The organism is Ignavibacteriales bacterium, assembly GCA_015709675.1.
In the GTDB taxonomy this organism is placed as follows: domain Bacteria; phylum Bacteroidota; class Ignavibacteria; order Ignavibacteriales; family Ignavibacteriaceae; genus H2-BAC3.
The window spans coordinates 1,353,035-1,365,611 of record CP054182.1 but is presented as its reverse complement, the minus strand read 5'-3'; the positions used below and the strand labels follow the sequence as shown (position 1 = coordinate 1,365,611).

At 43.2% G+C, this 12,577-nt stretch carries 10 protein-coding genes; 8 read left to right on the top strand and 2 right to left on the bottom strand.

What is annotated here, in order from left to right; translation table 11 throughout:
- Positions 1-327 precede the first annotated feature (327 nt).
- The 8 genes from HRU80_05105 (at position 328) to HRU80_05070 (ending at position 10,373) form a co-directional block, all read left to right on the top strand.
- Positions 328-1,215, top strand: coding sequence for a hypothetical protein (locus tag HRU80_05105; GenBank protein QOJ28287.1), 888 nt, complete (start codon positions 328-330; stop codon positions 1,213-1,215).
- A gap of 1 nt (position 1,216) precedes the next feature.
- A complete protein-coding gene (locus tag HRU80_05100; GenBank protein QOJ28286.1) occupies positions 1,217-2,125 on the top strand; it encodes a DNA adenine methylase in 909 nt (302 codons plus the stop codon).
- A gap of 688 nt (positions 2,126-2,813) precedes the next feature.
- Positions 2,814-4,169, top strand: coding sequence for a serine hydrolase (locus tag HRU80_05095; GenBank protein QOJ28285.1), 1,356 nt, complete (start codon positions 2,814-2,816; stop codon positions 4,167-4,169).
- Between the two features lie 221 nt (positions 4,170-4,390).
- Positions 4,391-5,602: an intradiol ring-cleavage dioxygenase gene (locus HRU80_05090; protein QOJ28284.1), complete on the top strand. Its 1,212-nt coding sequence runs from the start codon at positions 4,391-4,393 to the stop codon at positions 5,600-5,602.
- 99 nt (positions 5,603-5,701) lie between these two features.
- Positions 5,702-6,256 (top strand): dihydrofolate reductase family protein, encoded by a 555-nt coding sequence (locus tag HRU80_05085; protein ID QOJ28283.1) that lies wholly within the window; start codon positions 5,702-5,704, stop codon positions 6,254-6,256.
- 209 nt (positions 6,257-6,465) lie between these two features.
- The gene (locus tag HRU80_05080) at positions 6,466-7,008 is read left to right on the top strand and encodes a GNAT family N-acetyltransferase (protein ID QOJ28282.1); all 543 of its coding nucleotides are present in this window, start codon (positions 6,466-6,468) and stop codon (positions 7,006-7,008) included.
- Positions 7,009-7,174: 166 nt separating this feature from the next.
- Entirely contained in the window at positions 7,175-8,053 is an 879-nt protein-coding gene (locus HRU80_05075) for a pirin family protein (protein QOJ28281.1), read from the top strand.
- 346 nt (positions 8,054-8,399) lie between these two features.
- Positions 8,400-10,373, top strand: coding sequence for a HAMP domain-containing histidine kinase (locus HRU80_05070; protein ID QOJ28280.1), 1,974 nt, complete (start codon positions 8,400-8,402; stop codon positions 10,371-10,373).
- Between the two features lie 6 nt (positions 10,374-10,379).
- Here HRU80_05070 and HRU80_05065 read toward each other — a convergent pair whose 3' ends face one another.
- Both HRU80_05065 and HRU80_05060 read right to left on the bottom strand, forming a co-directional pair.
- Positions 10,380-11,657, bottom strand: coding sequence for a hypothetical protein (locus tag HRU80_05065; protein ID QOJ28279.1), 1,278 nt, complete (start codon positions 11,655-11,657; stop codon positions 10,380-10,382).
- Entirely contained in the window at positions 11,654-12,448 is a 795-nt protein-coding gene (locus HRU80_05060) for a creatininase family protein (GenBank protein QOJ28278.1), read from the bottom strand. Before HRU80_05060 ends, HRU80_05065 begins: the two co-directional genes overlap by 4 nt.
- Positions 12,449-12,577: the final 129 nt, after the last annotated feature.

The following is a 12,577-nucleotide window of genomic DNA, read 5'->3' as shown; positions in this document are numbered from 1 at the left end:
CGACCTATTAGGAGGTTTTTTGTTGCATATTTTAAAAAGGGATGTATTTTGATAATCCACGATAAATCACTTAGGTGTTTAAAGAACTCCTAAATCTTTAAAATTGCGAATATTTATAGCTTTGAAACTCTGATTTTGTCTTAGATGTATTAAAGTGGGGAAAGCCGTTTATTTTTCTTATTTTTTTCAGCGCATTTTTGGTTGTGCGATACCCTCCCCCTTACAGTAAGCCAAATTATGTGAACGCAAACTGAAAAAGCTATCTACAAGTATAAAAAGATGGACAAAAACCTTTCAGTCCAAAGAAAGATTTTGTAAATTTGTGATATGGTGACAAACAAAAAGAATAACAATCCTTTAGCAGAGGTTTTTGGTTTCCCAATCATTAATCAATCGGCAAAAGCAAAACGTTACCGCAGCCAAAAGTTGTGCCCATTTAACAACAAGGTTCCTAATTGCACCAAAGATAAAGCAAATGACCCTTTAGGTGTTTGTAGTGTTTTTTACAACGATACCCCGGTGATTACTTGCCCAACAAGATTCAGAGAGGAATGGCTGATAATTGAAAATGCTGCTAAATTTGCTTTTGACGAGAAAACTAAATGGACTTCACTTTCAGAAATTAGACTACTAGACAAAAACGGACAATCTGCCGGCAATATTGACTTCGTTTTAGTTTCATACAACGATAAGGGACATCTTTCAGACTTTGCATCGCTTGAAGTTCAAGGTGTTTACATCTCCGGTAATCTACGTAATCCCTTTGACGCCTACATCAATAAGCCGACAAGTAGCTTCAATTGGGGAACTGGCTATAATTCACCAAAGCCCGACTACTTGTCTTCTTCAAGAAAGCGGCTAATTCCTCAGATGCTATACAAAGGTGGGATTTTTCAAACCTGGAAAAAGAAACAGACCGTTGCACTTCAGAAATCATTTTTTGACACCTTACCAAAACTTCCAACTGTTAGTCGAGAGAAAGCAGAGATAGCATGGTTTTTATATGACTTGGTTCTAGATAAAACCACCAGCCAATACAATTTAACATTAGTTGAAATTGTTTATACTGAATTTGAAGCTGCCTTATTTAAGGTAACTACTCCTGAACCCGGTAATATTGAAGATTTTGTTAATCTGCTTCAGGATCGACTGGACGAAAGATTAGAAGGTAACTCTCCTGATACCCCAAGCTTAACAGATATAATTAGCAGTTAAAATGGCTGAACAGCTAGCAATATTTGGAAAAAATATAGTTCATAGCAAACATGCAAAAGTAGTCAATGTTGCTTCAGTGCCACAAAGAAGCCCGTTTCGTTATCCCGGCGGAAAAACCTGGTTAATACCGACGGTCAGAGAATGGTTGCGCCAAGAAAAAAAAATCAAAGAGCTTATTGAACCATTTGCTGGTGGCGGTATAGTTAGTTTAACTGCGGCATTTGAGAATCTTGCTGAACACATTACAATGGTTGAATTAGATGAAGAAATTGCTGCTGTTTGGGAAGTAATAATCAATGGAAACAACGAATGGCTTGCCAACAAAATTTTAATGTTTGAGCTATCACACAAAAATGTAAATGAAGAGCTAAGCAACCCTCATAAGGGAACTAATGATTTGGCTTTTTGTACTATTCTCAAAAACAGAGTATTTCACGGTGGCATTATCGCTAAAGGCTCAGGAATGTTAAAGCACGGTGAGAATGGAAAGGGCATAGCTTCGAGATGGTATCCCAAAACTCTTGCCGAGCGAATTAGAGCAATAAATTTCGTAAAAAACAAAATCAGTTTTTTGCAGACCGATGCATTTAAGGTAATTGAAGAGAAGTGCAACGTTGAGGAAGCTTACTTTTTTATAGACCCTCCTTATACAAAGGCCGGCAAGCGCCTTTATACATATTTTGATATCGACCACGAAAAACTGTTTTATTCGATATCAAAAATAAAAGGTAAATTTATGTTGACTTATGATGATACAGAAGAGATAAGATTATTAGCAAATAAATACTGTTTAAACTTCCGAACAATTGCAATGAAAACAACACACCACTTAAAGAAAAATGAGATTATTATCTCTGACAATTTTGAATGGTGGACAAATTCCACAGATGAATATCTTAATATTACCTAGAAGAGAAAATTTAAATCCCTTTTACAATTAGTAGAATAAGATGTATTGATATATAGTGTTTTCTGGCAAAATGTTTTGATATCTTTAGCTAAAATCCTTTGTTGTTAAAATTAACATGTTTTGCATTTCTACATTTAACTGTTATTTTACAAAAGACAACCCAACAAATATTTAATTCTCTCCAATGAGGTAATCAGCCATCCTAAGCTAATATCCAATCTATACGAATAGAATATATATAGTCCGTTTTTCCTTGACTTTGCAGAGATGCAAATTCTATATCAGAAAGAACGCTCACAAAATCAAGGGCTTTGTTGATTCTTTCAATAATGACGAATTTACTTGTTGATGCATTTCTGACTACTTTAGTGCTATTATACCAGCATGTCAGAAAACCCCGACAGGAGGTTAGAATTCCATAATAACATTGGGAAGGACTTCACCTCCCGTTACCGCTCCTGGAGGATTGTTTTCACAAAAGAATTCCCTGACAGAACTTAAGTTCATAAGGGCGAACTGAAACTCAAATCATGAAAATCCAAAGTTATGAGTGAAAAGGCAGTAAGCTGAGAGATCACTATCTGATTTCATTCTCCGGAATTCTATCCCCGGCTGACAGATCAAAGTTCCGGTTAAACTTTTACAGTACATATTTGGTCTATGATAAAAACTAATTGAGATTACCATTTTGAAATTGTTACGAGTTTTAATCTTTTCTACCATCTTTTATTGCTTACCGCTTAACGCTCAAAATTATTACTTCCCTCCGCTGAGCGGCAGTCAATGGGATACCGTGTCGCTTTCGGGTCTGGGGTGGAACATTGAACAGTTACCTCCGCTTTACTCATTTCTGGAAAACAATAATACGCGGGCATTTATTGTTTTGAAAGATGGGAAAATAGCGCTTGAAAAATATTTCGGGACCTTCACAAAGGATAGTCTCTGGTACTGGGCTTCTGCCGGAAAAACGATGACAGCGGTACTTGTGGGAATCGCACAGAAGGAGGGTTTCCTCTCTCTTTCCGATACCTCATCAAAATGGCTTGGCAGCGGATGGACCAGCCTGCCTCCGGAGAAGGAAAAAAGAATCACCGTATGGAATCAGCTGACCATGACAACCGGACTGGATGACGGCGTTGCTGACGATGACTGCACTCTTCCATCCTGCCTGATCTACAAGGCAGACGCAGGAACCAGATGGGCTTACCATAATGCACCATACACCCTGCTTGATTCTGTTATATATAAATCAACCGGCGAGACACTGAATCAATTCTATTTCTCCCGCGTACGCACTAAGATTGGCATGAATGGTTTATTCATTCGCTCGGGCAGCTACAATAATGTGTTATATACAACCCCCAGAAGTATGGCACGGTTTGGATTGCTCATGCTAAACCGGGGGCGGTGGGAGAATACGGCTGTATTGAGCGATACCGGATATTTTTCTGCCATGACAAACACATCTCAAAACATTAACCTGTCATACGGTTATCTCTGGTGGCTCAACGGAAAATCATCACATATGCTCCCAACTTCTCAACTGGTATTCCCCGGATACTTGTCTCCTCAAGCCCCAAAGGATATGTTCTCTGCATTGGGCAAAAATGGTCAAATATTGAATATCGTACCAAGTCTCGGGATTGTAACCATCCGCATGGGTGATTCACCTGACAACTCTCTTGTACCGACAACATTAAACAACCAGATTTGGGAACGCCTGAATCAGGTAATTGCTCCTTCAACAAATGTTATATACACAGAAAAGGCCGATTTCCCTGATAAATTTGCCCTCTCTCAAAATTTCCCGAATCCGTTTAATCCCGAAACGCAGTTTGATTTTCAGATTGCGGAACAGAGCAGAGTTAAACTTGCTGTTTACGATGTTCTCGGGCGTGAGGTGGCAGTTCTGGTGAATGAAGAAAGAGCCGCTGGCAGCTACACCGCACGATGGAATGCATCAGCAGAGATGAGCGGAGTATACTTCTGCAAAATGACGGCCGATGGTTTTTCTTCGACTATAAGATTGTTGCTGCTTCGCTAAGGGATGCAGGTTTCTGAAGTGTCGGTATGGCGAAAGAAAGACCCTCCGTTCCTTCCCTTGCTGCATCTTTGTTTAAGGCGCTTATAACCTCCCCTTTTTTCTCACCTTCTGATATATTGTTTTTTCCCGATTTTCCTCATATTTTCGAATCTTCACCCTAACAATTCTTTCGTTTCCCCGGGGGGCAGACAGCCAGTTGTTCAAATTATCACCAAGGATTTATGAAGCACTCGTACCAGATCGGATTTCTCCTTTTCCTCTGCAGTTTTGTAGTCAGTTGCAATGGGCAGACAAATCAGAACTCTCATTCCGGCAAGACGGTCGGAGGAGCATTCGAAAATAGTGAATTCACGTATTATGGCATCCCAAAAAGCATCAGTGCGGTTGATACCAGTCCTGCGTGGAACCATGGCGGTCAAAAAATTCTGCTGACCGGAGTTGTATATCAGCGTGACGGAAAAACTCCGGCGCCGGATGTCCTCCTCTATTACTATCAGACCAACACTGAAGGCAGGTATCTTCATAAACCGGAGGAGAGCAGAAGCATGACTCCGAATAATCTTGGGCAGACTCACGGCTATATCCGCGGATGGGTAAAAACAGATGCTGATGGGAAATACTCTATATATACAACACGCCCGGGCGCCTACCCCGCGGCAGATGAACCTGCTCATATACATCTGACCGTAAAAGAACCCAACGATATAAACGAATACTACATTGATGATTATGTATTTGATGATGACCCGCTTCTGACCACTGCAAGAAGAAAGCGTCTGGAAAACCGCTGCGGCAGTGGTGTGCTGCGCTTTGTTCAACAGGGAGAACTGCAGGTTGGTGAAAGGAATATCATTCTTGGATTAAACATCCCCGACTATCCAGTTAAACATGAAACAGGGTATCAGTCCGGGATACAGGTCGGAGAGGATATCTTTTCGTTCATCCCGTATCACGCATGGGGTCCCGACAAAGGAACCCGCACCTGCCCGGTCTGTAAATATGGATGGTATCATGGAATCCTTTATTTTGTTGGTGATAATCCTGACTGGAACGAAATCAGACAATGGCTTATCTTCCTGGAAAATGAAAGCAGCAAACGGGGGAAGTATCTTAAAGTATATTTTATTTACGGCAATGAAAAAGATTACAGTAAAAGCCGGAGAGAAGAGGAATTGTCAGAAATTGGCAGAGAGCTGAAAATTAAACATGTCGCATTAACGTATGTTCCCTCTTTTACAGACAGTGAATCTGAAGTTGATCTGAATAAAATCAATCCTCAGGCGGAAAACACTTTCTTCCTCTTCAAACGCAGCCGGCTGATAGAAAAATTTGTAAACCTGAAACCAGGCGATCAGAACTTCGAACGCATCACGGCACAGCTTGACGCATCAAAAAATGAGTATTTTGACGCTGAAAAACCCAAGCAAAATTAATTGTACTATTTCTTTACAAAATATTCTTTAGTCATCCACTTTTGCTGAGAAAGGAATCCTCTGGTTTTATATGACGAATAAATTGAAGAGTATACACACATGAGAAAATTAATCGCGGGAATAAACATGACGCTGGATGGCAGATTCGACCACACTGCGGTTGATCCTGATGAAGAAATTCATAACCATTACTCTGAACAGTTGAAAAATGCAGACACCGCGCTTTTCGGCAGAATTACCTACCAGCTCATGACCTACTGGCAGACATTACTTCAGAACCCTTCCGGCAATAAAGCGATGGATGATTTTGCCCTCGCTATTGATGGAATTCAGAAAATTGTATTTTCAAAAACACTGACCCATACCGGATGGCATTCAGCTTCCATTGCCAAACAGGGGCTCAGGGATGAAGTTCTGGCGCTCAGACAGATGCCAGGCAGAGATATTCTGGTAAGCAGCAGAAGCATCATCGTCGGTTTGTTGAATCTTAATCTGATTGATGAACTTCAGCTCTGCATACATCCTGTCGCTGCCGGAACGGGTCAAATGCTGTTTGAAGATTTAAATATCCGTTCAAAGTTTGCTCTTGTCAATTTAAAAACATTTTCAGGCGGGGCTGTGTTGCTATGCTATCAGCCGCTGAAGCCGGTGTAGTGTCCGCAGACAGAATACGAATGTTCTTTTCTGAAAATGAACTTACCAAAACACAGATATACTGCTTAAATGTGTATAAAATATCGTTCGATGACACAGGCAAGCATGGTTTTCCGGAGTGTTTTTTATAAGTCGTTACTTCTCAGGTAAATTGAACAGTTTACCTTACATCAGGATTTATTAATACATTATTAATTAATTATTTTTTTATGCAAAACAAATTATCATCAGAGAGAGTAACTCTCAGACCTGCTTCCATACAGGATAAAAGAAATTTATACAACTGGCTGGCTCACTCAAACCTGACGGCTGAAATGCTTGGACCGCCCCACTTTCCTGACGCACCCGCGCCAACGTGGGAGGAGTTTGATCAGGATTATTTAGATTACTATTTTGACGGTTCGCAGCCGCTAAGCGGACGCTGTTTTATAATTTTACATAACCAGGAGGAAATCGGGCAGATTAATTATAATGAAATTGATACACAATCAAATTCAACTGAAATTGATATCTGGCTCTCTGACAGGAAGTTTACCGGAAAGGGTCTTGGCACAGAAGCAATTATTCTGTTGTGTGATTACCTTCATAAAGAGCTGAAATGTAAAACAATAATCATAGCCCCATCAAAACGAAATAGTAACGCAATCAAAGCATACAAAAAAGCAGGATTTGTTGAAACCGATTGGCTCCCGGAAGATTTTACCCCGGATTACCATGATGCTGTGGTCATGGTAAAGATTATGTCCCGATAAAATCCTTGTAACCGTAGAGAATGTCAGGGCGTGTTTACCTTTTTCCTGTGTTAAGTGCAGCGGGTATCAAGTATGTGTAAACTGCCCCCTCAATTTCTTAACCTACATTAACTTTTCCGCTCCATCCTTTGCCTAATTTACCTCATAAAAAAGAAGGAAATAAGTTATGAATACCAAAAAAGTCGAATTGATTGCTGCCCCGCCGCAGTTTCACTGGGTGGGGGACGGATTCCGGGTGCATAATTTTATCCCGGGCGGATTCCATCTTGAGATGGAGCGCATGAATCCTTTTATCATGCTGGACTATAACTCAAAGCATCATTTTCCTCCGTCAGACAAACCCCGGGGTGTGAGTGTGCATCCTCACCGCGGATTTGAAACGGTTACCATCGCTTACAAAGGCCGTGTTGCCCATCATGATAGCAGCGGGGGAGGCGGTGTAATCGGAGAAGGTGACGTGCAATGGATGACGGCTGCATCGGGAGTTCTGCACAAAGAGTACCATGAAGAAGAGTGGAGCAAAACCGGCGGTGAGTTTCAGATGGTTCAGTTGTGGGTAAACCTGCCTGCAAAGGATAAAATGTCTCCGCCAAAATATCAGGCGCTGGCAAACAGTCAGTTCGGACGGTATATACTTGAAAACAATGACGGAGAGATTGAAGTGATTGTGGGAGAATATAAAGCAGTAAAGGGTGCTGCTTCAACCTTTACGCCGGTTCACCTGATGAATGCAAAACTGCACTCAGGTGCAAAAGCTGATTTTTCATTCCCTGCTCAGTATAATACTGCGCTTTTGGTTATTGAAGGCAGCATCACCGTTAATGGCCAGGAGCAGGCACCGGCTGATCATTTCGTGCTGTTTGAAAACAAGGGGGAGCAATTTACCATTGAAGCATCAGAGAACTCTGTTGTCCTTATCCTGAGCGGTGAGCCGATTAACGAACCCATTGCTGCCCACGGACCGTTCGTGATGAATACACGCCGGGAAGTGTTTGAGGCATTTCAGGATTTCCAGAACGGTAAATTTGGCAGACTTGATGAATAATAGTTTTACCTCTGCCGTTTAAGATTATCCTCTCTTTCCGGCCAGATCAGTAAGACAAAAATTTATCTGCCATCGTTATGCAATACATTTCTGTGCCGGAAGGGTCTCCTGGGTAAATCGCGGTACATTAAGCGCGTTTACCTGAGTTTTGTTATCCCTCTTCCGGCAAGTGACCGGCATATAAGGTAAATTCCTAATAAATGCTGAACGGGTTTCCTTCTTCACCATTACTGGTTATATTTCGGTTGGTTTTACATAAAATTGAAATGAATACTGCCCGGATTACACCTTTTCATGCTGCAGAGATTTGGCAGCTTTGTTTTTCCAGAATTATCCTGAGGGGTGCATGGTATTCATAATCCGCCTGCTGATTTTCCTGATTCTTACACCCCAGGTATTTGCCTCGTTTGACTCCCTCTTTATCCGGATAGAAGAACATTCTGCCGACAAAGATAAACTGGAATTTATTCTTCAGGAGCTTAAACAAAAAACTTCCGGCGAAGATGTGGTTAATCAGGTATTGATTGCCGAACTTGGCCTTTCAATAGCAGAAGAAAACCCGGCCGACACCAGCATATTTTTCCTTTCGTTCCGCCTGGCAAACTTGTGGAAAGCTATTAACAATCATCCCAATACCGAGAAGTATGAGGGTTATGCGCTTGCTGTTGCGCGCCGGTTTAAAGACCCTGTCAGAGAATCAAAAGTACTGCGGCATATAGGGGAAGTTAAACGCGTGCAGGGTAAATTCTCCGAAGCCATTACTGTTTTGCATAATGCCCGTGCCGTCTCAGCTGCTGCGGGAGATACTGAGGGATATATACGAAGCGAAAACCGTCTTGCCGCGGTCTATTTTGAAAAAACCATCCATTTCAGTCTCTATGGCAGAGGAACACCTGATTCTTCCGCCGATATCTATTTTAACAAGAAAGCAAACGTCCGGATATACCGGAATGATGCGGATTCGCTGATGGCAAATGCCCGGCGATCAATGGAGGGAGCGGCACTGCTGCAGAATACTCCTTTAATGCTCTCCAGTCTTAATATCATTGCTTCATGGAAATCCTTTCTTACTGAGTATGAAGAAGCCTCACGGCTCTTTGAAGACGGCATCCGCCTTGCGCGGTCAGTTAACTCAGTCTCCTCATTGGTTGAATTTCTCCGCAATGCTTCCGGTAATTACGCAAAGAGCGGCAGGTATGCGCTCGCGATAAATATGATAATTGAATCGGATGCACTGGTTAACCCTGATTCCGGTGGTGTATATACACATGAAACCGCTTTCCGCCTGGCTGATTATTATGAGATGGCCGGTGATAAGGAAAAAGCCCTCGAATATCTTAAAATAGCTTATAGTCAGTTCCGGGAAACCAGTAAAAATCCCGTAGCAACGGATATCATGAACTCCCGCATTGAAATGGAAATCGAACGGAACCGGGAGCGCATCCTGTATGAAAAGAATAAAACGCTGTTTGTTATCATCACCTTTGCCGGAATTCTGTTTACCGCCCTGCTGGTACTCTGGCTGAGTATCAGACAAAGAAATCAGCTAAAACGGCTTAACCAGGATCTGCAGGAGCAGAACCTGCTAACCAAAAAACAGCACCAGGAAGCAGAAGCCGCCAATAAGGCAAAGGATAAGCTCTTCTCCATCGTTGCGCATGACCTTAAAAGTCCCATCTGGGGTGTCACTGCATATACCGAAATTCTGATGAAGGAACATCAGCACATGGAAGAAGCAGAGAAACAGGAAGCGCTCAGCCGTATTCATGCTTCCATGAATAAGATTAACAAGATGCTTAAGGATCTGCTTGAGTGGGCTTCCCTTCAGCTTGGCAAGATAAAACCCAACCCGGAAGAGTATATATTCCTTGAAACCGCGCTTGGCGCAATAAAGGTTTCAGAGGATAATATACGCGCTAAACAGATCAGTGTTTATAACAATATCAGCAGTGATTTCACGGTCTATGCTGACCGCTCCGCGCTTTCAAGCGTGATGCACAATCTGGTTTCAAACGCAGTCAAATTCACCCCTCCTCAGGGAGCAATCCTCCTGAGCGCGGAAGAAGTTGGTGATTTTCTTAAGGTCAGCGTAAAGAACACAGGTGATGGAATAAAAAACCTTCCGGAAGGTGTGACCTACATTGAAAACAGCCTTCCTTCAACACCTGGTACAAAAGGAGAAACCGGCACAGGCCTCGGCCTTATTTTCTGCCGTGACATGATCGAACTGAATGAGGGAAAGTTATGGGCTGAAAACGAACCCGGCAGCAGCGCCACATTTTGTTTTACCCTGCCGGTTAAAAAGCCTCGCGAAAAATAATCGCCTCTAAAACCGGAAGACCATCTGCAGAGCGGGATTATCATTCAGAAAACCCGCGGTAAGATCAAATCCCCGTTCCGGTTTCTTCACCCGGTAGAGCTCATCCTCGGTATATATACCGTCATAAATGCTCCAGAAAAGCGTTACACAGCTAACCGCAAGAGCCGTATAAGCTATCTGGTTTTTCCTCCTCGCCTCATCCCTTTTGGCGAATTCAAGCCTGCGAAATGCAATACGGTCGTTCCCTATGGCATCGGGAAGCAGCGCCGCATATTCATCTGCCTCTCTCTCATTTTTATCCGCTTCAGCAAAATTGATGCTCATAATGGCTATACCTGCGGTAAAAAGTCCTGCCATGATGGTGCCTTTTGCGTACTCCCCTTTATAAAACTGTCCTACCCCCGGCAGAACACCAGTAAGGCCCAGCACCCACCGGGAGCGTTTGGTGCTCTGTATATATGATATACGTTCCTGCAGTTCCTGCCCCGGATTATATTTCATGCTTTCCTGCAGATAATAGAGTGATTCGCCGGGCAGATTCCGGGCAAAACTCTTTTCCCCCATTGCCTTAAGGCAGAGCCCAAGCAGGCTGTCTGTCCTGCTGATTCGCTCTTTGCTCACTTTTTGCATCGCTTCATGAGCACTGCTGAGCATAATATATGCATCATCAGTTTTACCCTCCGCAAGATATTCACTCCCCAGTTCCGTTTGTGCATAAGCCGCTTTAAGGGCTATCTCGTCATATCGGCCTTTGTCCAGCTGGATGATCTGCAGATAATGCATGAGTGCTTGCCGGTAATTCCCTTCTGCAAAATCACGGTCTCCTGCAGCAAGAAGCAGTTCAGTATTCTTCTGTTCGGATGTCAGTTTCGGATGAACCGGTATATTATGCCACTCCCCGAGGATAAAGATTTTCTTTTCATGACTGACTGCCGGTAGACGGAAAAGGAGATCCGCTTCAGCGGGAATTTCACTTTTCCTTACCGTATAAAGGGGAGGCGCAGTACGGCTTTCGATCTGCTCTGATATTCTGACCGATACGGGAAAATGGAATTCAAATCCCGACGAAGAAACCCATCGCGAGCGGATATAACATGCAGCATTGGTTTCGCTGATCTTTTTTGACCGCGTTTCTTCTGTGGGTATATAGAGGGATGTATCAGCACCGGAAATCCGGATCTTTATTTTAACGCGGTAATAATCAAGAGCAATAAACTCATTATAAACAATTTCCTGACCGAATGACGCCGCGGTTATCAGTAAAACCAGGAGAATGCGCATCACTCAGCCTCCTTTGCGTAGATCTTTTCATGAGGAGTGGCATCAAGCTGATACAGGAAGTCTCCCGTCTGCTTAATCAGATACTCCAGAAAGCGTTTGCCTTTTTCCGCGGAAGCTTTTTTCGGATTCCCGGCTCCGGTATCTGTAGTTGCTTTTGTCCACTCACGCTGCGTCCATGCCCATCCTTCATGAAGCTGCTTCAGAGCAAAGGGGCGGGCTTTTCCTTCCCCTGCCTCACTAAGCGGCAGAACCAGCTCCGGGCGTATATACATCATAATGCTTGTTTCCATCTCTCCGGCGTGATCGTCTTTTTCTTCAAAGAATTCATCCTGCCCTTTCATACGGAACCAGTTGATATATCCCAGCAGTATACCCGGAAACTGCGGCTGCAGTTCTCTGAGTATCTGCTTAAAATCGTTGCCGCCGTGGCTGTTAAGGATAAAAAACTTCTTAACGCCGTGCGGCTGAAGAGAACTGAGTATATCTTTCAGAATCATCATCTGCGTTGAGGGATTTATATTAATGGTGTACGGCAGATCAAGCTGCCCGGTGTTCACACCAAACGGAATGACCGGCAGCACTGCAATCCTGGCCCCGAGGGAGGAAGCGTAATCGGCCGCATGGCGTGATATATATTCACTTTCAAAAATATCGGTGCCGTAGGGGAGGTGGTAGTTATGGGGTTCGGTTGCCCCCCAGGGGAGGATAACCGTGGTAAAGGTCTGCTCCCTGAGTTCTTTATAAGTGCCATCGGCCAGTGCGGTTGAACCGGCAGGGTTTGCTGTAGTCTTCATTTTCGGATCTGCTCTTGTTTTACTCCGGTCAGGATTCCCGGGGTTCTACCCCCATGAAAATCATTCGGTAAAGATATTCTTTTTCCTTATCTTTGGCAACTGATTCTGACGCTTTCTGTGCGTCAGCTT

Excerpts from the sequence above, each read along its gene's own strand:
- HRU80_05105 (QOJ28287.1), top strand. The coding sequence starts at position 328 with ATGGTGACAAACAAAAAGAATAACAATCCTTTAGCAGAGGTTTTTGGT.
- HRU80_05100 (QOJ28286.1), top strand. The coding sequence starts at position 1,217 with ATGGCTGAACAGCTAGCAATATTTGGAAAAAATATAGTTCATAGCAAA.
- HRU80_05090 (QOJ28284.1), top strand. The coding sequence starts at position 4,391 with ATGAAGCACTCGTACCAGATCGGATTTCTCCTTTTCCTCTGCAGTTTT.
- HRU80_05085 (QOJ28283.1), top strand. The coding sequence starts at position 5,702 with ATGAGAAAATTAATCGCGGGAATAAACATGACGCTGGATGGCAGATTC.
- HRU80_05080 (QOJ28282.1), top strand. The coding sequence starts at position 6,466 with ATGCAAAACAAATTATCATCAGAGAGAGTAACTCTCAGACCTGCTTCC.
- HRU80_05075 (QOJ28281.1), top strand. The coding sequence starts at position 7,175 with ATGAATACCAAAAAAGTCGAATTGATTGCTGCCCCGCCGCAGTTTCAC.
- HRU80_05070 (QOJ28280.1), top strand. The coding sequence starts at position 8,400 with ATGGTATTCATAATCCGCCTGCTGATTTTCCTGATTCTTACACCCCAG.
- HRU80_05060 (QOJ28278.1), bottom strand. The coding sequence starts at position 12,448 with ATGAAGACTACAGCAAACCCTGCCGGTTCAACCGCACTGGCCGATGGC.